Source organism: Vibrio sp. 10N.261.51.A4 (assembly GCF_041471945.1).
In the GTDB taxonomy this organism is placed as follows: domain Bacteria; phylum Pseudomonadota; class Gammaproteobacteria; order Enterobacterales; family Vibrionaceae; genus Vibrio; species Vibrio crassostreae_C.
This window is the reverse complement of record NZ_JBFRPJ010000079.1, coordinates 44,968-68,918: the sequence shown is the minus strand read 5'-3', so window position 1 is coordinate 68,918 and position 23,951 is coordinate 44,968. Positions and strand designations below refer to the sequence as shown.

Below are 23,951 nucleotides of genomic sequence, written 5' to 3'. Positions count from 1 at the left end.
GTTTTGATGAGAATCAGTCTTCGAGCTCAACCACTTTAAAGCAATCCCTTGCAGCATGGCTATTGGTTAGATAAAGCGCTAACCACAGCAGCAACAATAGGGTGATGCCATTTGACCAACGGAACCATCCGTTATCCAAATAGATTAAATAAATCGTATGGGAGCCCTGTGCCAAGATAGCCATCATGGTAACCCAACGTCCCCATGACACGACTTTGTTAAGGCGCTTTCTATCTGGCGATCTTAGCCCAAATAACCACATCAGCAGCAAACTAGGCACACTCAACGCGATCCCGACATAAAACATCTGATGGTCTGGGTAGATTATCTCAAGAATATCGGTTCCCGATTCTCGGCTTGCGCCTGCAACAATGAAAACGACCAAGGCTTTCGCAAGAAACAACCAACCTAGCCAGAGCAAGATTGGAGCTTTCAAAAAGCCGTGCTTGTCGTATTGTTCTATGGAGTACCGCACAAATCTCACTTTCACTTATTTTCAAACCAACACTTTAACGCAAATCATTCATACTTAACTAGCTTTGCGTTATCTTAGTAGCCAATCCGTTTTAATTGTCGAACTCAGTATGAAAAACAAAACTAATACGCCCTCTGTTGAATCTCAACAGGAAGCACTGAAGATAGCCAAAGCGACTCAAAAGCCAGCTCAAACCAAAGAACAAACTAAACTGATTGCTCAGGGTATCGAGAAAGGCATCGCACTGTACAAGAAACAGCAAAAAGAACGCAGCCGCCAAGCCGATAAAGCGAAGAAGCGCGTACAGAAAGAAAAACAGACTCAACAAGCTAATCAACACCAAGAAGACACGATCGAAACAAGTGTTGAAACACCATCAAATCACGCCACTAAACTGCCGTGGTTACTACTGTTCGCAAGCTGGGTAGGCTTCGCGATTTATTTGATGCAATAGCAGGGTAAACGTATGAAAAAGGAATTAGTCGCTTTGGCTATGAGTGGCATGTTACTCGGGTGTACCAAACCCACATCAACGCCTCATAGTAAAGCGGACAAGGTACAAATGGATTACCACGGCCTGATTAACATCGAGCAGTGTGAGTATAAAGGGGAAATCACTGGCAGCGAAGGTCATTGGTACAGCTACTTGTTCTTTCCCAATGACACCCTGATTCAAGGTGCGATGAATGAGCTTAAATCGAATGCCATTGAGCTAGGCGCAGACACCGTCATCTTTACCCTACCCCAAGATTTCAGCACTTCCGTGACTATGCTTGGTACCGCCTACCTGTGCGAGTAAGCAACTAAAGCGGCATATCGATATGCTTTGATTTTATGACACCCAAAAGAAAGCCAGCTTTCGCTGGCTTATGCACTAAATCCAAGGCTTGTTGCTATATCGCCTTTACGCTGGATAACCCATTGACTGTCAAATGGCCCCCAGTCGGATAACTGGTAATAGCCATCATTATGACGTCGCCCATCTTGAACAAACATAAGTTCGATACCGATCCCCGGTAACGCCTTGAGTACATCTTGAATAGTACGACGAGGCCACCCCGTTTTTTCGATGAGTTTAGGCACATTTGGCCTATCAAGGCTTTCCACTAACAATGCTAAATATAGCCGCCTTGCAAAAACAGGACTCAACTCCATTGACACCTCCTATATATGTGCAGCTCAATTATTTCTTTTTTCGCTGACAACATGTTGAGGCTGATCAATAAGTCTCCAATAGTGACATTTTCTTACGCTTTTTTTTCACTCTATGAAATATTCATCACTCTATTTTGTCTGAGTTGCTGCTTCCTGATAGGATTCAACTCATAACAATGAAATAAAATCACTCAAAGGAAGAATAATGACTATCACCATGTTTGGTATCCCAAATTGCGACACCATTAAAAAAGCAAAGAAATGGCTCGAAGCTGAAGGTATCGAGTTCGAATTTCACGATTATCGCAAACAAGGCATCACAGAAGAGCTAGTAACAAGCTTCTGCTCTGAGCTAGGTTGGGAGCTTGTGCTAAACAAACGTGGTACGACTTATCGCCAACTTTCTCAAGAACAGAAAGACACCCTAACAGAAGAAAAAGCGGTGACTTTGCTTGTTGAACAACCTGCAATGATCAAGCGCCCAATCTTAAAAGTTGAGGGTAAGCTTCACATCGGATTTAAAGCCGACCAATACGCGGCTATTTTTGCTTAGATCGTTGTATTTACATAGACAGACAACAGGACGTTGATCAGTGAATCAGCGCCTAAAAATTAATGACTAGACGTTTTATTTAAACAAGGAATTCAAGGATGACAGATAGCCCAACTTTGGCTCTGGCAAAAGACCTAATCAGCCGTCAATCGGTAACACCAGAAGATGCAGGCTGCCAAGACCTGATGATTGAACGCTTAAAAGCACTCGGTTTTGAAATCGAAGTGATGGTATTTGAAGATACGACCAACTTCTGGGCTCGTCGTGGTACTGAAGCGCCTCTGTTTGCTTTTGCTGGTCACACTGATGTGGTACCTGCAGGCCCAATCGAACAGTGGAACACTAAGCCATTCGAACCGACTATCGTAGACGGTTTCCTACATGGCCGTGGCGCTGCTGATATGAAAGGCTCTCTGGCTTCAATGATTGTTGCCGTCGAGCAGTTCATTGCCAAACACCCAGACCACACAGGCTCAATTGGTTTCCTGATCACTTCAGATGAGGAAGGTCCTTTCATCAACGGTACTGTACGTGTTGTTGAAGCATTAATGGCGCGCGGTGAAAACATCGATATGTGTATCGTTGGTGAACCATCGAGCACTGAGTTCGTGGGTGATGTCGTGAAGAACGGCCGTCGTGGCTCTATCACTGGCGACCTAACGATTAAAGGCACACAAGGTCATGTTGCCTACCCTCACCTAGCAAACAACCCAGTACACAGCTCTCTGCTTGCTATTAATGAGCTAGCAACAACTGAGTGGGATAAAGGTAATGATTACTTCCCGCCAACCAGTTTCCAAATTCCAAATGTGAGTGCGGGTACTGGTGCTTCAAACGTGATCCCTGGTGAGTTTAATGTTCAGTTTAACCTACGCTTTAGTACAGAGTTAAGCAACGACATCATCGTTGAGCGCATCACAACGACACTCGACAAGTATGATTTCGAATACGACCTAAGATGGACATTCAATGGCGACCCGTTCTTAACAGACGCAGGTTCACTGCTTGATGCTATTGTTGATGCAGTGGGTCACGTCAATGATGTGAAACCAGCACTGCTAACGACTGGCGGTACATCTGATGGTCGCTTTATTGCACGTATGGGCGGACAAGTGGTTGAACTAGGCCCTGTGAATGCAACGATTCACAAGGTTAACGAATGCGTGAAGGTAGCCGATTTAGAAAAGCTAACTGACATGTACGAAAGAACATTAGTGAACCTATTCGCTAAATAGTCTTTCATCAGCGATTCATAGCATCCAATTATTGAGAGACTCGTTATGACACCAGAGCAGCTTACCGGACAATCAGATTCTCATCTAGAGCCTAGCCTGATCGGCACCAAGACCTTCTTGGTCCACAGTGAGGTTAAGAATGACCTGAATAATTTGATTGAAGCTGCTCAGCTCGCTGGTTTTAAAATGGAGATTGCCAGTGGCTTTCGCGACTATGAAAGGCAATCTCTGATTTGGAACCGTAAGTTTTCTGGCGAAGCTCCGATATTAGATTCAGAAAGCCAACCTCTTGATGCTTCAAAACTGACCGAACAACAAAAGCTATCGGCTATCCTGAGATGGTCTGCGCTTCCCGGCGCGAGTCGTCATCATTGGGGTTGTGACTTCGATGTCTTTGCTCGTAACCACTTACCTGAAGGCATACATCTGCAATTAGAACCATGGGAATACCTTACTGGCCACCAGCAATCGTTTTACCAATGGCTATCAGTTCATGCTGCACAATTTGGTTTCTTCTTTCCTTACAGCCAAGATTTGGGTGGTGTGGCGATCGAACCATGGCATATCAGCCATCGCAAAGTATCGGAGTCGTGTTTATCACAGTTATCTCCGACTTTACTTGGCAAGCAACTCCAATCTAAGCCAGTATTAGGGTATGAGATTATTATGGAGCAGCTAGACGAGATCTATGCACGCTTCGTAGCGAATATCAGTCATTAGGAGCGCTTATGTTGGAGTGGCTTACAAACCCTTGGGTTATCATCATCATCGTAGTTAGCGTTGTTGTGGGTAACATCGCAGCGCTCAAACAGACAGCCAATATGGATCTGACGGGGCGTGGTAAAACTGAGCGAGATTTAGATAAGCTCAATCGCTCGGATAAACTTAACCAAGAGAAAGCTGAAAAAGAAGAATCCAAAGACAATAAAGACGCATAGCCTTTTGCTTTGGCTAATCAGCTTGATTGACCAATTTTGATTGACCAATGTAGCCTGATGACAACGAATACAATAAAAAAGAGGACACAGTGTGTCCTCTTTTTTATTTGCTTTTGCTAATCACAAGGCTGATTTAACTCAGCTTGTGACGGCTTGAATGACTACTCAGCTTTCGCTTCTTTGTCATCTTTGGTTTGGTCAGCAATATGCGCTAATACCGGAACCATAGACTTAAGCAGCTCTTCTTCTACTGGCTTACCTGATGCATCCGTTACGTTGATTGACGTACGGTTGCCAAGGTCACCAAATAGGAAGTTGTAAGTGCCTGGCGCTAAGTCGATAGGCTGTAGGCCAATTTCTTCCCAGAACTCATCATCTGGTGCTGCGTACTTCGCCTTCACCGTACCCTGAGATTGATTGCGTTCTTCAAGCTCAAAGCCCATTTCAGGCAACAAGTTAGGCAGACGCTGCCAGAATACATTGTATGGCGTACGAGCAATAATCACAGGGAAACCACTACGGTCAGCACCCATTGAAATTGGAATACGCTTCACCAACTCTTGCGCTTTCAGCGCCGCTTCAGCACGAAGGTTTTCATCGTACTTAGCCATAACTAGGTTGGTCAGGAACGCGTTGTAACGCTCTTTATTGGTTGCCGTTACTGTTTTCTCTTCAGTACCTTCACGCCAATCAATCAGATTAATCTTGAAGCCATGACGGTTGTTTGCTTGGAAGCGAGAGATAGAGTAACGACTACCAATCTCTACGTCTTCATCTTCAGAAACCCAAGTTACCCAATCGGTCTCAATCTCATTCTCTGATTGCTCACGAATACCAATACCACGTTGAGCCAGCATATCTACAGCCGTTTGCCACACGCGGTCTGCCTCTTCTGCGCGAAGAAGCCATAGTGTCACTTCACCGTTTTGACGCTCAGCACGAGCACCCGGGATCAGTTCAAGAACCTGTTGCGGTGGACGAATATCCACTTCACGACCAGTACCACCACTGAATTCACCGCTTGGGATGTCAAAATTTGGGTAGAACTGAGGCTGAGCATCTACAGGCAATTGCCATTGTGAAAACTCAGGTGTTTCTAAGTATTCGAAATCATCTTTGGCTTGGCGACGTTGAGTCGGGTTGCCAGAACATGCTGTAAGAACGAAAACAGCCAGTGACCCAATCACTAGCTGGTGAGAATACTTCATTTATACTCCTAAATGCCGAAGGTTCGCTTCGGCATCACTTCATACGTTTTAGTAAATGCACGCTTCAGTCATTGCTTGAGCAACAACAGGTTGAGCTGGCTCTGACAGTTCAGTCAGCGGTAGACGTAAGCCACCTTCAGCAATCAGACCCATTTTATGAACCGCCCATTTTACGGGAATAGGGTTAGACTCAACGAACAAATTCTTATGTAGAGGCATCAAACGCTCATTGATCGCTTCCGCTTCTTCAAACTTACCTTCTTTTGCTAGCTTGAACATGGTTGCCATATCAGCGGCTGCAACATTGTTCGTTACAGAGATCACGCCATCGCCACCACGCTTAACAAATTCTAGGCCTGTTAAGTCATCACCACTTAGTAAGATAAAGTCTTCGCCACAAAGTTCACGGTGAATTGCAATTCTGTCGAGATCACCCGTCGCATCTTTCAGTGCAACGATGTTTTCGATCTCAGCAAGACGAGCAACCGTTTCTGGCAACAAGTCTACCGCAGTACGACCTGGAACATTGTATAGAATTTGTGGAACGTCACTGACTTCAGCAATCGCTTTGTAGTGTTGGTACAAACCTTCTTGAGTCGGTTTGTTGTAGTAAGGCGTTACGCTCAGGCAACCAGCAATACCAGAACCATTCAACAAACGGCTGAATAGAACAGATTCATGAGTTGCATTTGCACCTGTACCAGCGATAACGGGAATACGACCATCAGCAAATTCAACGATCTTGTTGACGACTTTGACATGCTCTTCAATAGTGAGTGTTGAAGACTCACCTGTTGTGCCAACCGCAACCAGACCATCACTACCTGCAGCAATATGGTGCTCAACTAACTTTTTAAGGCTGTCGAAATCCACTTCACCATCTGTATTAAATGGCGTAACTAGCGCAACGATACTTCCTGAAAACATGTCTATCTCCCTTAATTTATTCTTTTTGCATGTTACTGTAAGCCAATCAATAAACACAAGACATTAAAGTGGCTTACCGGCAACATCTGCATTAAATATTGTCGTATGTTTGAGGTAAAACGACTTCTAACGGCGTTCTACCTAGAATTTGGGTAACCTGCACTCAATCTAGCGGATAGCACATCACTGGATGTCAGTAACAAGTAAGCTGTGCTCTCATCGCTCTATCTCATTTTTTAACGCGCTCGATATTCTTATCATTGGTTGCATGTTCGAAGCAAGGTCGCACATAAAAAGCCCCGCACGCACGCTTATTCCACGAGCTAACTGTGCTAACATGCATGAATCAATGGAATATAAAGAGACGTGATTTTATGACTCAACATCTAGTAATCACAGCTGTGGGCACTGATCGCCCAGGTGTATGCAACCAAGTGGTTCATTTAGTCACCCAATCAGGCTGTAACATTATTGATAGCCGTATCGCCCTGTTTGGCGAAGAATTTACGCTTATCATGCTGCTGTCTGGAAAGGCAAACAACATTACCCGCGTTGAAACCACCTTGCCCTTGCTTGGACAAGAGCACGACTTGATTACGATTATGAAGCGAACCTCAACTCATGATGTTATTGAGAACTCTTACACAGTAGAGGTGTTCGTTGAGTCAGACGATAAAATCGGACTTACTGAGCAGTTTACCCAGTTCTTCGCAGACCGAAACATCGGCCTCGATTCGTTAAGTGCACGAACCATCAATAAATCTAAGGTTCAACTCGACAACGACCAATTCCATATCTCTATTACCGCTTCTGTGCAATCAGAATGTAACTTGATGCAGCTACAAGAAGAATTCGATTCGCTGTGTCAGAGCCTATCAGTCCAAGGCTCGCTCAACTTTATCAAAAACAGTCTTTAAAAAGGAAATGTCATGAATACGCTAACGGCTGGTGTTCCAGCACCTGCTTTTTCTCTTCCAGATCAAGATGGCAATATCGTATCTCTTGGTGACTTCAAAGGTAAAAAAGTACTTTTCTATTTTTACCCTAAAGCAATGACTCCAGGTTGTATTGTGCAAGCGGAAGGCCTGCGTGATATCAAAACACAGCTTGATGACCTAAACGTGGTTGTTCTAGGTGTGAGTGTTGACCCAGTAAAACGCCTACCAAACTTCGTTGAAAAGAAATCTCTAAACTTCACACTGCTATCTGATGAAGACCATAGCGTTGCTGAACAGTTTGGCGTTTGGGGCGAGAAAAAATTCATGGGTAAAATCTACGACGGTCTGCACCGTATTAGCTTCCTAATTGATGAAGAAGGTCAGATTGAACATGTCTTCAACAAGTTCAAGACTAAGACTCACCACGAAGTGGTTCTAGATTACTTCAATCAAGAAGCTTAAGGGCGATTTGAGTGAGTTAATGACTTAGATTCATCACTCTCTAAGGCAATAGCAACACTCATTAAGCTAATTATTAAGCTAATTATTAAGCTAATTATTAAGCTAAGAGCAAAAAGGCCGAACATCATGGATGTTCGGCCTTTTTCTATAACAAGATCAATTACTTTTGATGTTCGGGGTCATCGTCTAATGCGTGACTCGGTAAGGCATTCCAAACCGCCTTAACTAACGTTGCCAACGGGATAGCAAAGAACACGCCCCAGAATCCCCACAGTCCACCAAACACTAACACGGCAACAATAATGGCCACTGGGTGCAGGTTCACCGCTTCAGAGAAAAGAACAGGAACGAGCACGTTACCATCTAGCGCTTGGATAATACCGTAAGCGAGAAGCAACCAGTAAAACTGAGGCTCTAATCCCCACTGGAACAGGCCTACAATCGCCACAGGAACAGTCACAGCTGCCGCGCCGATATAAGGGATCAGTACCGAGAAGCCAACCGCGACAGCCAACAAGACTGAATAACGCAGATCCAGAATCGCAAAGGTTACGTAGCTGACACCACCAACAATTAAAATCTCTAAGACTTTACCGCGAATGTAGTTCGAGATTTGCTGGTTCATCTCTTCCCATACTTTGGTCGCTAAACGACGATTTCGAGGAAGTACACCGCTCGCCATTCTGATCATCTCTTCTTTGTCTTTTAACAAGAAGAAAATAAGCAGTGGTACAAGAATCAAGTAAACCGCTAAGGTCGCTAAGCTCACAAGAGAAGCAAGAGAACCTTTGACAACACTTTCACCAAAACCTAACGCTTTGTTCTTGGCGTTAGACATAATGGACTCAACGATCTGCAGGTTAGCTAATTCTGGATAGCGTTCAGGAATCGTCGCAATGAAGTTTTGCAAGCTGCCATACATGCTTGGGATATCATTAATTAGATTGCCCACTTGTTGCCAAATGGTTGGTACCAAGCCAAAGATCGCAAGTAGCATCACGCTAAAGAACATCATGATCACCAACATCACCGAAGGCGTTCTTGGAACACCGAGTCTTTGAAGTTGGGTAACAGGCCACTCGAGCAAATAAGCCAACACAATCGCAACCAAGAGTGGTGCAATTAGGTGACCAAAGAAGTAGATCGTAATAAAGCCGAAGAGAATGATGGCAACCAAACTGACAGCATGGGGATCAGAGAAACGTCGTTTATACCAACGATTGACCATTTCAAGCATCTGACTGCAATTCCTTTTTAGTGACGAGGAGATGATGGTAATTAGAGCAAACCTCAGTGATGACGTCATAGGCTTGCTTAGACAAATAAGTAACAATATCTTTCATCGAACTGTTATCAGACACATAAATTGACAATGACTGCCCTACTTCTAACTTTACACTGTGACGCTTGGCTAATAATAGCGCCATTGGACAGCGCTCTTGGCGTAAATCTAGAATATTAGGTGTCATTCTTGAGCTCGATGCTTATTATAAGGGTCGTATTGTAATCTGTTTTTGAAAACGCGCCATCATTCATTCATCCTCCTTCATGATAGCGCACGCACTTGGCAAAGGTTAAATCAGATAAAGAACCAATTTCCATTGCACTTGTCTTACTGTCAGAAGAAACGGAGTATTACTGACTAATATGTTTAAACGCGCTCGCTCAATTGCTTGCTTATGCATCGCAGCTACATTAAGCACCCCAACTATGGCGAATACCAATAGTTTGGAGCTACCAGATATCGGTACCGCTGCTGGCGGCACACTCACTATCGACCAAGAGCTTATCTATGGTGATGCCTACATGCGCATCATCAGAAGTAGCCAGCCTATCGTAAACGACCCAGTTCTAAATCTATATATTGATACTCTTGGCCATCGTCTGGTCGCGAACGCAAATGATGTAAAGACACCTTTCCAGTTCTTTATGATCCGTGACCGCAACATCAACGCCTTTGCTTTCTTTGGTGGTTATGTTGCTTTGCACTCAGGTCTATTCCTGCATGCACAATCTGAAAGTGAATTAGCTTCTGTATTAGCGCACGAAATCGCGCACGTAACCCAACGTCACTTAGCGCGTAGTATGGAAGACCAAGCGCGCCGCTCTCCAGCAACCATTGCAGCGCTAGCAGCCTCTGTACTACTGGCAATTGCAGCTCCTGAAGCCGGCATTGCAGCCCTAACGGCAACGACTGCGGGTAATATGCAAAGCCAAATCAACTACACCCGTAGTAATGAAAAAGAAGCCGACCGCTTTGGTATCAACACGCTAGCAAAAGCTGGGTTTGATGTGAATGCGATGCCACGTTTCTTTGGCCGTTTAGCTGATGAATATCGCTATGCGAGCACACCACCGCCAATGCTACTGACTCACCCATTACCAGAAGACCGAATTACCGATTCACGTGCTCGTGCTCGTAGTTACCCGCCACTGAAACTGGCTCCCTCTCTGGACTACCACCTAGCAAGAGCCCGCATTGTTGCGCGCTATGCTGGCATTAATAATGATGCTGCTCTTGATTGGTTTGAGCGTCAGCTAAAGAAAGCCCCTAAAGCTTTGGTTTCGTCATTAGAATATGGCCAAGCACTGGTTTACCTAGACTCTAAAAAATTAGACAAAGCAGAGCCCATCCTGAACAAGCTGATTAACAGCGATCCAACCAACCTGTTTTATCTAGATGCTATTTCGGATCTGCACATCGAGAAGAAGCAGCCTGAGATTGCGATTAAAGAACTTAAATCGGCACTGGTTCGTCAACCAAACAACCCGGTTCTGACCATTAACTACGCCAACGCACTGATTGAAAATGAAGATCTTCAAGAAGCGGTTCGCGTATTGCAGCGTTACACGCACGATAACCCGAATGACACCAATGGCTGGCACTTACTTTCAAAAGTAAATACGAGCCTTGGTAATAGCGACGAAGAACTGGCTGCTCGTGCAGAAATTTTGGCACTGCAAGCCAACTGGAACAAAGCGATTCAGTACTACACGCAAGCAAGCCAAATCGCAGAATTAGGAAGCCTAAAACAAGCACGCTATGACGCTCGAATTGATCAGCTAATGATTCAACGAGAGCGCTTCTTGTCGCTACAATAGAGTGTTTACTGGTAACGCTCGTTGCCAGTATAAAAAGAAAGCTCAACGTTACACAAAAAAAAGAAGTCACCTATGGTGGCTTCAGCTAAACAATTAAATCAAAAATAATAATGAGGAAGAACCATGTCTGTCGTGATTTATCATAACCCACGCTGCTCAAAGAGCCGTCAAACTCTAGAAGTGCTTCAGGAAAACGGCGTACAGCCAGAGGTAATCAAATACCTAGAGACTCCGTTAACAGTTGAACAGCTGAAAGTACTGTTCACTCAGCTTGGTTTTGACAGTGTTCGCGACATGATGCGCACCAAAGAAGCGGACTACAAAGAAGCAAACCTTGGTGATGCTTCAGTCACTGATGAAGATCTTTTCGCCGCGATGGCAACCAATCCAAAACTGTTTGAGCGCCCAGTCGTTGTCGCGAACAACAAAGCAAAAATTGGTCGTCCACCAGAGCAAGTGCTAGAGATTCTGTAATCCAATATGAGCATTAACATTCTTGTTCTTTACTACAGCCGCCACGGCAACACACAAGCTCTAGCAAGGCAGATTGCACGAGGGGTTGAGTCTATCCCAAACTGTGAAGCCATGTTAAGAACGGTGAACGACGTGTACACAGTAGAAGAGCAGCCTGATTCACGCTATCAACCAACCGATCCTATTGCCTCGTTACAAGAGCTTCGATCTTGTGATGGTTTGGCGCTAGGCAGTCCGGTTTGGTTTGGTAACATGGCCGGGCCAATGAAGCACTTTTGGGATAGCACGACATCAATGTGGATCAATGGTGATCTCATCGATAAGCCAGGTTGTGTATTTACCTCTTCTTCATCATTGCATGGTGGTCAAGAGACAACACAACAAAGCATGATGTTGCCCCTGCTTCATCACGGCATGTTAGTCGTGGGCATCCCCTACTCAGAACCGGCGCTGCACACCACTCAAACTGGTGGTACGCCTTATGGTGCAAGCAGTACTGGAGAGAGCGCTTCACTTAGCAAAGAAGAGATTGAGTTGGCGCAAAACCTAGGTAAACGCCTAGCGCGCATCGCAATAAATCAGAAGGGAATTTCTCAATGATGTATATGCCAGAGAAGGCTATGTCTCCCAAAACCAAGCTATTTCGCTACCTTGCTTTAGCGGGCAACTTGTCGCTTTTATTCTGGGTGGTGGCTTGGCAGATGACGCTTTCACCGCACCCTCATCTCAGTAATGTCACACTGGCGATTGCTTGGGCTATCCCGCTGTTATTGCCATTACCGGGCATTTTAGCAGGAAAACCTTATACGCACGCATGGGCAAATTTCGTCTTGATGCTCTATTTCCTACACGCATTAACTATCTTGTATGTAGACGATGGTGAACGTTTATTAGCGGCTGTAGAACTGCTTCTGACGACTCTAGGTTTCGCGGGCAATATCTTATTTACTCGCTTTAGAGCCAAAGAGTTAGGCATCAAGTTGAAGCGTCTTTCTGAAGTAGAAAAGAGAGAAAAAGCTAAGTTCGAGCAATAATATTAAGCCCATGCTTTTAAACTGACCGCTTACAAACAAAAAGCCCTGCGAGATTGCTCTTGCAGGGCTTTTTTCAAGTTTTCATTTCAATCAGTCATGTCAGCTGACAATTATGAGCGAACCCACTCGTATACCAAGCTTGGCTTAGCATGTACTGGCGCAGTGATGGTTAGATCTTCTGTACTAGAATCCTCTAACGTTGCGTCAGGCGTATTCGTTAGCTCAGCATCCTCAGATACCTCGTTGCCCTTAATCACTTGTACGCCTGAGTCAGTTTCGTCACCAACGACTTCAGCAGCGTCTGTTGAATCATCACCTACAGACATTGTGTTGTCTTGAGTTTCAAATTCAGGGCTCACTTCAGGCTCAATGTAAGATTCTTCAACCTTCGCGACTTGTCGAATACTTGCTACTTCTTGCTCAAACTCTTGTTGAGTCGACAATAAGTGAATTCGGAAAGTGACTTCGTTGTTCTGAATCTTCAGAATATCTAGGCTTGCCACCGAGTTTAGACGCTTAAGTGCGTTCTCTAACTGGAAGAAGTCTTGAGCATTATTCAGGCTAATAAACTGCGTTAAAATCGATTCTGATGACTCACTCGCTACCGTCACAGCACTTTTGCCTGCGTAGTAGTTACTGATTTGGTCAACTAACTTCTTAGAAGTCGTGTCGCTGTTACCCGATAGTGAACCACTTACAGGCGATGTTGGTGCACTCGTCAATTGACTTGGCTTTTGATCGTATAGAGCCCAACGTAGGCCTGAAGATTGAGCCTTTATCACCAACACAGCATCAACAGGATAACGCTGACTCGCTTTACTGATTGGCGTAACAAAGCTACCCCACAAATCAGAAGTCGCAATACCCGTAATATCGTCAAAGTCACCCACAGGCAGCGTTAGAGGCAAGCCACGCTCTTTTGCGTTCGCTTGTAAGCTAGCTGCTAACTGTGAGTTAGAGTGTTCCCATACGATGTTCTTGTCGTAGTTGTCCTCTTCCACAAGCCAAACAAGGATGTTTGAACGCGTGTCAGGCCAGTAAGGTAACTGTGCTTGAGTCAACAGAGAACGGATTTGAGCACCGTTAAAACGCATACGCAATGTTGATTGGTCATTGCTTTCGCCAAAACTCATTTGAGACATGTACTGCGAACTCTTGCGCATCGCCTTTTGAATCGTCTCATTCGAAGCGACATCAGTTTGGCCACTCGCACGTATCAATACCTGCTCCATACCTGTATTTCTTGCCACTTGTTCTGGCTGTTTGTCTTCAGCGTTAATCGCAACTTCAGCACTAAAGATATCTACTTGAGTTAAGGCATAACTCGGAGAGGCTAATAGTCCCATCAACAACAATGCTATGTAGCGCATACTGATCCTAATATTCAAATCTTGTGCCTAGATGATAAGCAACTATGGATTGAGGGGCAAGGTCGATAGCGCCCACTGTGTTTAATAACCACAAAATATCACCTGGCCATGATAAATCGCTCACTTATAAACTGAATTTCTAGGGCTTAGATGGATATAAAACATCACTAAGATAAATAAATTTGATCTATTTGGTGTAGCAATCGATTGCCAAGTGATAGAATCCCGCGAATTTTATTTTTCGCTTTTCATATAACGACCATTTTTAAGGACATAACATGAAAAATGCTCTGCAAGGTGCGCAAATGCTGTTTGTAGCATTTGGTGCGCTTGTATTAGTGCCGCTACTGACTGGACTCGATCCCAACGTTGCACTGTTTGGCGCAGGTATCGGTACCCTTTTATTCCAACTTATTACACGCCGTTCAGTGCCAATCTTCTTAGCATCTTCTTTTGCTTTCATCGCGCCTATCATGTTTGGTATTCAAACATGGGGCGTTGGCGCAACCATGGGTGGCCTAATGGCGGCAGGTGTTGTGTATGTATTGATGGGCGCGTTAATTAAAGTTCGTGGCGTTGGCTTCATCCATAAACTGCTTCCACCTGTAGTGGTTGGCCCTGTGATCATGGTTATCGGTTTAGGCCTTGCGCCTGTTGCGGTTAACATGGCGCTAGGTAAGACAGGCGATGGTGCGGTTCAGCTTGTTGATGCAGACGCTGCCCTGTGGATCTCTTCAATTTCACTGTTAGTGACGATTGTCATCAGTGTGTTTTCAAAAGGCTTCCTTAAGCTACTGCCAATCTTCGGTGGTATTGTTGCGGGTTACATCACCAGCTTGGTATACAGCGCGGTAGACTTCACTCCAGTAGCGCAAGCATCGTGGTTAGCACTACCAAACTTCACCATGCCGGAGTTCAACATCAACGCTATCTTCTTCATGGTGTTTGTCGCGATTGCCCCAGCCGTTGAGCATGTAGGTGACATGCTGGCGATTTCTAACGTGACGGGTAAAGACTACCTTAAGAAACCTGGCCTGCACCGCACAATCACAGGTGACGGCGTGGCAACAATAGCTGCTTCTATGCTGGGCGCTCCACCAAACACAACTTACAGTGAAGTAACAGGCGCAGTAATGCTTACCAAAGCATTTAACCCTGTAATCATGACTTGGGCTGCAGTAACCGCTATCGTTCTTGCATTGGTTGGTAAGCTAGGCGCATTACTGCAAACCATTCCGGTTCCAGTGATGGGCGGTATCATGATTCTTCTGTTTGGCTCTATCGCAACAGTGGGTCTTAACACGCTAATCAAAAACAATGTTGACCTACACAAATCACGTAACCTTGTGATTGTGGGCATTACTTTAGTCTTTGGTATTGGCGGCATGGCCTTTGGTATCGGTGACTTTAGCCTACAGGGCGTAAGCTTGTGCGGTATCGTTGCGATTCTACTTAACCTAGTACTTCCAGAAGAGCTAGGTGACAACACTGTGGTAGATAAAGCTCAAATCGATTAATGAGTCGGTAAGGCTAGATTCCAAAGAATCACAACCTAACAAGATCAAAAAAGGGAGAGCATCGAATGCTCTCCCTTTTTATTAATACGGTTAATTCAGCGAGTTAAGAAACTGTTTAGAGTCACTTAAGCTGAAACCGAATTACTTAGTACCGAAGATCTTATCGCCAGCATCGCCAAGACCAGGAACAATGTAGCCCTTGTCGTTTAGCTTCTCATCGATTGCAGCCGTGTAAAGCTCAACATCTGGGTGCGCTTTTTCTAGAGCAGCGATACCTTCAGGAGCAGCAACAAGCACAAGAATCTTAAAGTGCTTACAACCTTTCTCTTTCATTAGGTCGATAGTCGCGATCATAGAACCACCTGTCGCAAGCATTGGGTCTACCACTAGAGCAATACGCTCGTCGATGTTAGATGCAAGCTTGTTGAAGTATGGTACTGGCTCAAGTGTTTCTTCATCACGGTAAATACCAACAACGCTGATACGTGCACTTGGGATGTGCTCAAGAACGCCGTCCATCATGCCTAGACCAGCACGTAGGATTGGCACTACCGTTACTTTTTTACCTTTAATTTGGTCAACTTCTACTGGACCGTTCCAACCGTTAATCGTCACACGCTCAGTTTCAAAGTCTGATGTCGCTTCGTATGTTAGAAGGCTACCCACTTCTGTCGCTAGCTCACGAAAACGCTTAGTGCTAATCTCACCTTCACGCATCAGGCCAATTTTATGTTTTACTAGCGGGTGTTTCACTTCAACAACTTTCATTTCCAACTCCGGCAATATTTAAACAAACCTGTAGATTATACACGAACTCTAAGGTTATTTCAGAATCTTTATTCTAATAAAAAAAACCGCGCAAACGTTTGCTCTTGGTAATCAAGCCCTGTTAGAATAGCGCCGTTTTCACATCCAACTTAAGTTCGAGGACTATCCCGTGAGTGGTAATACTTCTTCTCTAAGCTACAAAGACGCTGGTGTTGATATCGACGCAGGTAATGCACTAGTAGACCGTATTAAAGGTGCTGTTAAACGCACTCGTCGCCCTGAAGTAATGGGCGGTATTGGTGGCTTTGGCGCCCTATGTGAACTTCCAACGAAATACAAAGAGCCGGTACTTGTTTCAGGTACTGATGGTGTTGGTACTAAACTTCGCCTTGCTTTGGATCTGAAAAAACACGACACCATTGGTATCGACCTAGTGGCAATGTGTGTGAACGACCTAATCGTTCAAGGTGGTGAGCCGCTATTCTTCCTAGACTACTACGCAACAGGTAAGCTAGATGTAGATACAGCAGCAGACGTTGTTTCTGGTATCGCTGAAGGTTGTGTTCAAGCTGGTTGTGCACTAATCGGTGGTGAAACGGCTGAAATGCCAGGCATGTACGAAGGCGACGACTACGACGTAGCTGGTTTCTGTGTTGGTGTTGTAGAAAAAGCGGACATCATTGACGGCACTAAAGTAGCAGCAGGCGACGCACTTATCGCTGTTGGTTCAAGTGGTCCACACTCAAACGGTTACTCTTTAATTCGTAAAGTTCTAGAAGTTTCTGGTGCTGATAAGAGTGAAGAACTAGAAGGTCGCACTATCGGTGAGCACCTACTAGAACCTACTAAGATTTACATCAAATCGGCACTTAAGATGATTGCTGAGCATGACATTCATGCTATCTCGCACATCACAGGTGGTGGTTTCTGGGAAAATATCCCACGCGTACTTCCTGAAGGCACTAAAGCAGTCATTGATGGCAAGAGCTGGGAATGGCCTGCTATCTTCAACTGGCTACAAGAGAAAGGTAACGTGGAAACATTTGAAATGTACCGCACTTTCAACTGTGGTGTAGGCCTAGTTGTTGCTCTACCTAAAGATCAAGCAGACGCTGCTGTTGAACTACTGAAAGCTGAAGGCGAAAACGCTTGGGTTATCGGTGAGATCGCAAACGCTGAAGCTGGCGAAGAGCAAGTTGAAATTAAATAAGTGATACGCTCACTTACTTAGTTAATCAATGAGGACCTAATGGTCCTCATTTTGCTATTTAGCCCGCAGAAAACCTTAGTTTATGTAGGTACATTGTAAACAATTCAGTTAATCAATCGTATGACCCACTCTATGAAAAACAATCACTCAAATAAAACCAGTCACTCTCAGAAAAACATCGTTGTGTTAGTTTCAGGAAGCGGAAGTAACTTACAGGCTATTTTAGATGCCTGCGATAGCGATATGATTGATGCATCGGTTAAAGCTGTCTTCTCAAACAAAGCAGAGGCTTTTGGATTAGAACGAGCGAAAACCGCAGGTGTTGACGCTCATTCAGTGAATCCAAAAGACTTTGGTTCACGTGAAGAGTTTGACCATGAATTGATGGTTCAGATCGATGCTTACCAGCCAGATTTAATCGTACTCGCTGGCTACATGCGAATCCTGAGTTCAGAGTTTGTTCGTCACTATGCAGGGAAAATGGTCAACATCCACCCTTCTCTGTTGCCGAAATACCCAGGCCTACACACCCACCAGCGTGCCATTGATGCGCAAGACAAAGAACACGGTACTAGCGTCCACTTTGTTACCGAGGAGCTCGATGGCGGCCCTGTGATCTTGCAAGCTAAGGTGCCGGTATTTGAAGATGATGATGCTGATATGTTGGCAAGCCGAGTGCTGACTCAAGAACACTGCATTTACCCTATGGTCTGCAAGTGGTTCGCGGAAGACCGTTTATCAATGGTCAATGGACAGGCTGTGTTAGACGGTAAAGCATTAGGTAAACACGGTTACGCAGAAGAGTAATTCGTCAAACGACTCTCAGACAACAAATTGCTGAAAAACAAAAAGGCCGCTTACTGACTGGTTAGTGCAGTAAGCGGCCTTCGTTTGTTCGGGTTCAAGCAATACGATCTACAGCATTAGCTTAATGGCTCTGTCGGTGCTTGGCTCGCTACCTTTTTCGGCGCATAAGCAACATCTTCTAACGCTTGATGGTTGTTGCCAATCAGCTCACCAAAATGAAACAGTGCGTATTCGCCCGGCTTCATTCTAAACCACTGTTCATTGTCCGTAAGAGGTTGAGTTGCTACCACCGTCACCACATCATTTGGCGTAGTCTCTTCTTGGAAGTTTATCTCAACATCTTCATCAATCAGGCTCGCATTACCAAAAGGTGCGCGTCTGGTTATCCAGTACAAATGGTTAGTACAGTAAGTCATCACATACTCACCATCACTCAATAACATGTTAAATACGCCTTTCTCGCGTAGCTTGTCACAACACTCAGCCACGAAACGAAACATGCCTTCCATGTCTTGAGGTGGTTCAGGAAAACGTTCTTCTAGTTGTTTCAGTAGCCAACAAAAAGAGAGCTCACTGTCCGTTTCGCCGACAGGTCTAAAACGCCCACTCACCAGATCATCGTAATCTGATAATTGACCATTGTGAGCAAAGGTCCAATATCGCCCCCAAAGCTCACGGGTAAAAGGGTGTGTATTTTCTAGATTAACGCCACCACGGTTGGCTTGACGGATATGACTGACAACAGCTTGGCTTTTAATTGGGTAGTTTTGAACCAACTCAGCGATCTTAGATTCACAGCTCGGATTCGGATCTTTGAAGGTACGAAAACCCTTTCCCTCATAAAAGGTAATACCCCAGCCATCACGATGCGGGCCAGTGTTGCCTCCACGCTGCATAAGACCAGTAAAGCTAAAACAAATATCAGTTGGCACATTCGCGCTCATACCGAGCAATTCACACATGGTTTAATCTACTCCCTATTAAAACCAATGGAGCCAAAAAGCTGGGCTCCAAATGTCTGTAAAACTATTATTCCATCTCTTTTTCGACAAGCTGAATCACAATGTGGATGATCTTAATGTGAATCTCTTGGATGCGATCTGCGTAGCCAAAGTGTGGTACTCGGATTTCGATATCCGCACAACCCGCCATTTTACCGCCATCTTTACCCGTCAATGCAATCGTCTTCATGCCTTTCGCTTGAGCCGCTTCAATCGCTTTTAGAATATTGGCAGAGTTACCTGAAGTCGACAGACCGAACAACACATCACCTTTACGACCTACCGCTTCTACATAACGAGAAAATACGTGGTCGTAGCCAAAATCATTACTCACACAAGATAAGTGGCTAGGGTCTGAAATCGCAATGCCAGCGTAACCTGGACGGTTTTCACGGTATCGGCCTGTAAGCTCTTCCGCGAAGTGCATTGCATCACAGTGTGAACCACCGTTGCCACAAGAAAGCACTTTGCCCTCTTGCTTGAATGAGTCAGCAATCAGTTTTGCCGCCGCTTCAATTTGAGCGATGTTATGGTCATCACTCAGGAACTTATTCAGAACGTCAGCAGCTTCGTTTAATTCACTTTTGATTAGGTCTTGGTACATAAGACTTATCTCTTATTTTTTTTGACGCAGCTTAAAGTGCGTGAAATGAGAACTGAGGGTTTTCCCCTCTTTATAGCTGAGTTTACCCACAAACATGAAATAGTGTCGACACTTAAGCCCAAAGATTGCCACCTTAATTAACTTGTCGTTGTAAATCCGTCCAAATATTCGCCACCAACCTCTCACAATTAGAACTTTAACTCTATTGAGATCACTTTTTACTCACCTTGGAGTTTTACAAATATTTAATATTTTGTTTACACTTGACTGGTTAGACCTCTTACCTAAAACTTAATAACAATAAGTGATCTCTGAAAAGGAAATCGATCATGAACATATTGCTCTCCCTACTCGGCATGACCGCCATCTTAGGCGTCTGTCTTTACCATAGAGTTAGTCTGGTACGTGCATTAGTTGTATTAACCGGCGCAATGGTAGCATTAACACTGCTTGGCGGCGTGGCTGTTACCGGCTGGCTTTGCTATCTATTAGCCGTTGCGATCTTTGCTGTACCGACCATTCGTCAGACACTGATCAGCCAAAAAGCACTCTCTTTATTTAAGAAAGTTCTACCGGCGATGTCTCAGACAGAAAAAGAAGCACTAGAAGCCGGCACAGTATGGTGGGAAGCAGAGCTGTTCAAAGGCAAACCTGAATGGAAGAAACTTCAGAACATTGCTGACCCGAAACTCTCTGAAGCTGAGCAAGCGTTTTTAGATGGTCCAGTAAATATCGTGTGTGAAATGGTCAATGATTACCAAGTCACTCATGAGCTTGCTGATTTGCCACCAGAAGTATGGCAATACCTGAAAGACCATAAATTCTTCGCCATGATCATCAAGAAAAAATACGGCGGCTTAGAGTTCTCAGCTTACGCTCAATCTTTGGTTCTACAGAAGCTAACAGGCGTTTCTAGTGTATTGTCATCGACGGTTGGCGTACCTAACTCATTAGGCCCTGGTGAGCTTTTACAACACTACGGTACAGAAGAACAAAGAAACCACTACCTGCCTCGCCTAGCGGAAGGTAAAGAGATCCCTTGTTTCGCACTAACTAGCCCAGAAGCTGGCTCAGACGCTGGCTCTATTCCAGATTACGGTGTGGTTTGTAAAGGCGACTGGCAAGGCGAAGAAGTACTCGGCATGCGCCTAACTTGGAACAAGCGTTACATCACTCTCGCGCCTGTCGCGACGGTATTAGGCTTAGCTTTTAAACTTCGTGACCCGGATGGCCTGCTTGGTGACCAAAAAGATCTTGGTATCACTTGTGCGCTTATCCCAACGGATTTAAAAGGCGTAGAGATTGGCAACCGCCACTTCCCACTAAACGTACCTTTCCAAAATGGCCCGACGCAAGGCGACGATATCTTCGTGCCTATCGATTTCATCATTGGTGGCCAGAAAATGGCCGGTCAAGGCTGGCGTATGCTGGTTGAGTGTCTGTCGGTTGGTCGTGGTATCACACTACCTTCAAACTCAACCGGTGGCATTAAGTCTGCCGCGCTTGCAACTGGCGCTTACGCTCGTATCCGCCGTCAGTTCAAACAGCCTATTGGCCGCATGGAAGGGGTTGAAGAGCCACTTGCACGCCTTGCAGGTAACGCTTATGTAATGGACGCTGCAAGTAACCTAACCGTTGCGGGCATCGACCTTGGTGAAAAGCCTTCGGTTATCTCTGCAATCGTTAAGTACCACTGTACTCACCGTGGCCAGCGCAGCATCATTGATGCGATGGATATCGTCGGTGGTAAAGGCATTTGTTTAGGCCCATCGAACTTCCTAGCTCGTGGCTACCAAGGCTCGCCTATCGCGATTACGGTTGAAGGCGCAAACATCCTGACTCGTTCAATGATCATCTATGGTCAAGGTGCGATTCGCTGTCACCCTTACGTACTGAACGAAATGGAAGCGGCTTATTCTGAAAGCAGCGATGCGCTTGATAAGTTTGATTCAGCGTTAGCAGGGCACGTTAGCTTTACGATGAGCAACCTAGTCCGCAGCTTGTGGTTTGGTTTAACCGATGGTCGTGGTTCTGATGCGCCAACACCTTCAAATAAAACAGATAAACAGACACAGCGTTACTACCAACAGCTAAACCGCTACAGTGCAAACCTAGCGCTACTGTCTGATATTTCAATGGCAGTTCTAGGCGGATCACTGAAGCGTAGAGAACGTTTATCAGCAAGACTGGGTGATATCTTAAGTCAACTTTACCTCGGTTCAGCAACGTTGAAGCGCTTTGAAAGTGAAGGCAGCCACGCTGAAGATCTACCGTTAGTACATTGGGGGATGCAAGATAGCTTACGTCAGACTGAAGTGGCGATTGATGAATTCTTAGCGAACTTCCCTAACCCTGTGATTGGTCGTCTGCTTCGTGTTGTGCTAATGCCATTTGGTCGTATCCGTCGTGCCCCAAACGACAAGCTCGATAGCAAAGTTGCGCACATTCTACAAACACCAAGCGAAACACGCTCTCGTATAGGTCGCGGCCAATACCTAGAAGCGACGGAATACAACCCAGTAGGTAAGATTGAAAAAGCGCTAGAAGTGATTCTTCAAGCTGAACCTCTGTTCGACAAAGTCTGCAAAGAGACACATCAAAAACGTGCCTTCTTACGACTTGATCTTGTTGCTCAGTTGGGACTTGAGAAAGGTATCTTAACGCAAGACGAAGCAAATCTTCTGATTAGCGCTGAGGAACATAGACTGTACACGATTAACGTGGATGACTTCTCACCAGAGGAGCTTGCAGCAAAATCTCAGTACCCAGACCAATCGATTGATAACGTCGCTTAAGGCCAGAAAAAGAAACAAAAACGGGACTACTATGAGTCCCGTTTTTTTGTTCATGATTTCGTTGCCACAAATTCCAATGCTTTATCTAGCAGCTTATTCTCTCTAGACAATCTAATCATCTAAGCGAGTTACTTGGGCGCCTTGAGCTGCATCTCAGGTAACGCTTTTTTCTTCGCCTTGACCTTACGAACCACAAACCAAATCAATAAGCCCAATAGAATAGCGACCACATTACCCACCGCAATAATGATCATACTGCGCTGTCTGTCATCTTCACGTTTTTGAAGGATCATCAACTCTGTTGCGATACGCTTCTGTTCAGCAAGAGCTTCTTCTTGAAGACGTCGTGACTCTGCTAAGTCGATATCTTCAACAACGCTGTACGACTGCTCGGTAATTGGAAAAATCAGCGGGCGCTGACTTGAAGCATCAGTGGCATAAACCATCCCTGACCAATTATAAATTCCTAAATCGCCATTATAAGGCACCTCTAAAGCGACTTTCATTGCGTCGACTTCAGCTTGCCCCTGCTTGTACATCACATATTCATCAGGAGCCTTGTGCTCAACATGAACCGCTAACGAGCTCGGTGCGATCATCCCCTGTTCACCAGACACCACAATAGTATGAGGTAAACCCTCTTTTCGTGATTGAATGAAGGTGCTAGTGATCGGTGTTGGGTAAACCAAGACTTCTTGCTCTTGCGCTCGCAGGAACACGCCATTACCAGAGGTAATACGCGCTCGGTATTTACCGGGCTCGATATCAATTGGCAAAGAGACAGTGAACACACCATCTCCGGCCTTTTCATCAAGATCAGCGCCATCATCGGCAAACTCGCCCATCACAACCGGCACCGGGCGCGCTTCTCTCACCAAAGACTCTTCGTTTTCAACAAACTTAGTAAAGGTAACCTTAAGCTTCACGCGATCGAGAAAATCGCGCAGCACCAGCGGCTTGCCATCAGAAGTCAGTCGAGCGGTAAATTTGATGCGCTCTGTTTGATACAACTTATCTGGGAACTCATTAGCATCCAAAACAAGATGAGACAGCAGCTTGATATTGTTCTTAGGGGAAACTTTACCTATCGCTTGCCAAGGGCCGGGCATCGGATTGTCGATAGAGATAATGTCCATGGACGATTCTTCGTACCAACGGACATTATCAGCATTGCGCCAAGAGTAGTATTTCTTGCCATCAGGGCGAACCAAAACGACAGGTTTAGAGTTATCGGCTCGATAAATCACAAAGGTGACTTGTTCAATACTGGGATCAACTCTAAAACGGTTGTCCAATAAACTCATAACGGATTCTGTTGCTGCATGTAAGCCAAAACTTAACAGCAATAAGCAACCGGTAGCCAATACCCTTAACATAC

27 protein-coding genes are annotated in these 23,951 nt (G+C 45.1%); 16 read left to right on the top strand and 11 right to left on the bottom strand.

The window, feature by feature from the left end:
• Nucleotides 1-13: 13 nt before the first annotated feature.
• The gene (locus tag AB4384_RS17455) at nucleotides 14-475 is read right to left on the bottom strand and encodes a DUF2919 domain-containing protein (protein ID WP_017060696.1); all 462 of its coding nucleotides are present in this window, start codon (nucleotides 473-475) and stop codon (nucleotides 14-16) included.
• A gap of 109 nt (nucleotides 476-584) precedes the next feature.
• Here AB4384_RS17455 and AB4384_RS17450 point away from each other — a divergent pair, with 109 nt between their 5' ends.
• The gene (locus tag AB4384_RS17450) at nucleotides 585-929 is read left to right on the top strand and encodes a DUF2956 domain-containing protein (RefSeq protein WP_017060697.1); all 345 of its coding nucleotides are present in this window, start codon (nucleotides 585-587) and stop codon (nucleotides 927-929) included.
• A 12-nt stretch (nucleotides 930-941) separates the two neighbouring features.
• Entirely contained in the window at nucleotides 942-1,274 is a 333-nt protein-coding gene (locus tag AB4384_RS17445; protein WP_017071060.1) for a DUF4156 domain-containing protein, read from the top strand.
• Between the two features lie 68 nt (nucleotides 1,275-1,342).
• On the opposite strand, the gene AB4384_RS17440 is transcribed toward AB4384_RS17445, so the two are convergent.
• Nucleotides 1,343-1,630 carry a helix-turn-helix domain-containing protein gene (locus AB4384_RS17440; protein WP_004734273.1) on the bottom strand — a complete coding sequence of 96 codons (288 nt, stop codon included), beginning with the start codon at nucleotides 1,628-1,630 and terminating at the stop codon, nucleotides 1,343-1,345.
• Between the two features lie 205 nt (nucleotides 1,631-1,835).
• Here AB4384_RS17440 and AB4384_RS17435 point away from each other — a divergent pair, with 205 nt between their 5' ends.
• From AB4384_RS17435 to AB4384_RS17420, 4 genes are all read left to right on the top strand, one after another.
• Nucleotides 1,836-2,183, top strand: a complete 348-nt coding sequence (locus AB4384_RS17435) for an ArsC family reductase (RefSeq protein WP_017060699.1) — start codon at nucleotides 1,836-1,838, stop codon at nucleotides 2,181-2,183.
• 98 nt (nucleotides 2,184-2,281) lie between these two features.
• Complete coding sequence (dapE, locus tag AB4384_RS17430) at nucleotides 2,282-3,418, top strand: succinyl-diaminopimelate desuccinylase (protein WP_017060700.1); 1,137 nt, start codon at nucleotides 2,282-2,284, stop codon at nucleotides 3,416-3,418.
• Between the two features lie 45 nt (nucleotides 3,419-3,463).
• Nucleotides 3,464-4,138 carry a M15 family metallopeptidase gene (locus tag AB4384_RS17425; protein WP_017063385.1) on the top strand — a complete coding sequence of 225 codons (675 nt, stop codon included), beginning with the start codon at nucleotides 3,464-3,466 and terminating at the stop codon, nucleotides 4,136-4,138.
• A gap of 8 nt (nucleotides 4,139-4,146) precedes the next feature.
• Nucleotides 4,147-4,356, top strand: coding sequence for a DUF2897 family protein (locus AB4384_RS17420; RefSeq protein ID WP_017060702.1), 210 nt, complete (start codon nucleotides 4,147-4,149; stop codon nucleotides 4,354-4,356).
• A 161-nt stretch (nucleotides 4,357-4,517) separates the two neighbouring features.
• Here the strand turns inward: AB4384_RS17420 and bamC are convergent, their stop codons facing one another.
• On the bottom strand, nucleotides 4,518-5,564 hold the full coding sequence (gene bamC, locus AB4384_RS17415) for an outer membrane protein assembly factor BamC (RefSeq protein ID WP_017060703.1): 1,047 nt from the start codon (nucleotides 5,562-5,564) through the stop codon (nucleotides 4,518-4,520).
• Nucleotides 5,565-5,612: 48 nt separating this feature from the next.
• Nucleotides 5,613-6,491: a 4-hydroxy-tetrahydrodipicolinate synthase gene (dapA, locus tag AB4384_RS17410; RefSeq protein WP_017060704.1), complete on the bottom strand. Its 879-nt coding sequence runs from the start codon at nucleotides 6,489-6,491 to the stop codon at nucleotides 5,613-5,615.
• 374 nt (nucleotides 6,492-6,865) lie between these two features.
• Here dapA and AB4384_RS17405 point away from each other — a divergent pair, with 374 nt between their 5' ends.
• Both AB4384_RS17405 and bcp read left to right on the top strand, forming a co-directional pair.
• Entirely contained in the window at nucleotides 6,866-7,408 is a 543-nt protein-coding gene (locus tag AB4384_RS17405; protein ID WP_017060705.1) for a glycine cleavage system protein R, read from the top strand.
• 12 nt (nucleotides 7,409-7,420) lie between these two features.
• Nucleotides 7,421-7,891, top strand: coding sequence for a thioredoxin-dependent thiol peroxidase (bcp, locus tag AB4384_RS17400; protein WP_017060706.1), 471 nt, complete (start codon nucleotides 7,421-7,423; stop codon nucleotides 7,889-7,891).
• Between the two features lie 160 nt (nucleotides 7,892-8,051).
• Here the strand turns inward: bcp and AB4384_RS17395 are convergent, their stop codons facing one another.
• Nucleotides 8,052-9,128 (bottom strand): AI-2E family transporter, encoded by a 1,077-nt coding sequence (locus AB4384_RS17395; RefSeq protein ID WP_017063383.1) that lies wholly within the window; start codon nucleotides 9,126-9,128, stop codon nucleotides 8,052-8,054.
• Nucleotides 9,121-9,360, bottom strand: coding sequence for a sulfurtransferase TusA family protein (locus tag AB4384_RS17390; RefSeq protein ID WP_017060709.1), 240 nt, complete (start codon nucleotides 9,358-9,360; stop codon nucleotides 9,121-9,123). Before AB4384_RS17390 ends, AB4384_RS17395 begins: the two co-directional genes overlap by 8 nt.
• 178 nt (nucleotides 9,361-9,538) lie before the next feature.
• On the opposite strand from AB4384_RS17390, the gene AB4384_RS17385 reads away from it, so the two are divergent.
• The 4 genes from AB4384_RS17385 (at nucleotide 9,539) to AB4384_RS17370 (ending at nucleotide 12,501) form a co-directional block, all read left to right on the top strand.
• Nucleotides 9,539-10,993 (top strand): M48 family metalloprotease, encoded by a 1,455-nt coding sequence (locus AB4384_RS17385; protein WP_372129875.1) that lies wholly within the window; start codon nucleotides 9,539-9,541, stop codon nucleotides 10,991-10,993.
• Between the two features lie 123 nt (nucleotides 10,994-11,116).
• Nucleotides 11,117-11,467 (top strand): arsenate reductase (glutaredoxin), encoded by a 351-nt coding sequence (gene arsC / locus AB4384_RS17380; protein WP_017060711.1) that lies wholly within the window; start codon nucleotides 11,117-11,119, stop codon nucleotides 11,465-11,467.
• Between the two features lie 6 nt (nucleotides 11,468-11,473).
• Nucleotides 11,474-12,067: an NAD(P)H:quinone oxidoreductase gene (wrbA, locus tag AB4384_RS17375; protein WP_017060712.1), complete on the top strand. Its 594-nt coding sequence runs from the start codon at nucleotides 11,474-11,476 to the stop codon at nucleotides 12,065-12,067.
• Complete coding sequence (locus tag AB4384_RS17370) at nucleotides 12,064-12,501, top strand: DUF2069 domain-containing protein (protein ID WP_017060713.1); 438 nt, start codon at nucleotides 12,064-12,066, stop codon at nucleotides 12,499-12,501. The genes wrbA and AB4384_RS17370 overlap by 4 nt, the downstream gene beginning before the upstream one ends.
• 110 nt (nucleotides 12,502-12,611) lie before the next feature.
• Here AB4384_RS17370 and AB4384_RS17365 read toward each other — a convergent pair whose 3' ends face one another.
• Nucleotides 12,612-13,871, bottom strand: coding sequence for a DUF2066 domain-containing protein (locus AB4384_RS17365; RefSeq protein WP_372129874.1), 1,260 nt, complete (start codon nucleotides 13,869-13,871; stop codon nucleotides 12,612-12,614).
• A gap of 278 nt (nucleotides 13,872-14,149) precedes the next feature.
• On the opposite strand from AB4384_RS17365, the gene AB4384_RS17360 reads away from it, so the two are divergent.
• Nucleotides 14,150-15,388 carry a uracil-xanthine permease family protein gene (locus AB4384_RS17360; protein ID WP_372129873.1) on the top strand — a complete coding sequence of 413 codons (1,239 nt, stop codon included), beginning with the start codon at nucleotides 14,150-14,152 and terminating at the stop codon, nucleotides 15,386-15,388.
• Nucleotides 15,389-15,529: 141 nt separating this feature from the next.
• Here AB4384_RS17360 and upp read toward each other — a convergent pair whose 3' ends face one another.
• Complete coding sequence (gene upp, locus AB4384_RS17355; RefSeq protein WP_017060716.1) at nucleotides 15,530-16,156, bottom strand: uracil phosphoribosyltransferase; 627 nt, start codon at nucleotides 16,154-16,156, stop codon at nucleotides 15,530-15,532.
• Nucleotides 16,157-16,325: 169 nt separating this feature from the next.
• Here upp and purM point away from each other — a divergent pair, with 169 nt between their 5' ends.
• Both purM and purN read left to right on the top strand, forming a co-directional pair.
• Nucleotides 16,326-17,366, top strand: coding sequence for a phosphoribosylformylglycinamidine cyclo-ligase (gene purM, locus AB4384_RS17350; protein ID WP_008222945.1), 1,041 nt, complete (start codon nucleotides 16,326-16,328; stop codon nucleotides 17,364-17,366).
• Between the two features lie 132 nt (nucleotides 17,367-17,498).
• Entirely contained in the window at nucleotides 17,499-18,173 is a 675-nt protein-coding gene (gene purN / locus AB4384_RS17345; RefSeq protein ID WP_017060717.1) for a phosphoribosylglycinamide formyltransferase, read from the top strand.
• A 116-nt stretch (nucleotides 18,174-18,289) separates the two neighbouring features.
• Here purN and AB4384_RS17340 read toward each other — a convergent pair whose 3' ends face one another.
• On the bottom strand, nucleotides 18,290-19,135 hold the full coding sequence (locus AB4384_RS17340) for a class II glutamine amidotransferase (RefSeq protein ID WP_017063380.1): 846 nt from the start codon (nucleotides 19,133-19,135) through the stop codon (nucleotides 18,290-18,292).
• Between the two features lie 67 nt (nucleotides 19,136-19,202).
• The gene (gene lpcA / locus AB4384_RS17335; protein ID WP_017063379.1) at nucleotides 19,203-19,778 is read right to left on the bottom strand and encodes a D-sedoheptulose 7-phosphate isomerase; all 576 of its coding nucleotides are present in this window, start codon (nucleotides 19,776-19,778) and stop codon (nucleotides 19,203-19,205) included.
• 329 nt (nucleotides 19,779-20,107) lie between these two features.
• Here lpcA and fadE point away from each other — a divergent pair, with 329 nt between their 5' ends.
• A complete protein-coding gene (fadE, locus tag AB4384_RS17330) occupies nucleotides 20,108-22,573 on the top strand; it encodes an acyl-CoA dehydrogenase FadE (RefSeq protein ID WP_029235127.1) in 2,466 nt (821 codons plus the stop codon).
• 128 nt (nucleotides 22,574-22,701) lie between these two features.
• Here fadE and AB4384_RS17325 read toward each other — a convergent pair whose 3' ends face one another.
• Entirely contained in the window at nucleotides 22,702-23,949 is a 1,248-nt protein-coding gene (locus AB4384_RS17325; protein WP_017069371.1) for a TIGR03503 family protein, read from the bottom strand.
• Nucleotides 23,950-23,951: the final 2 nt, after the last annotated feature.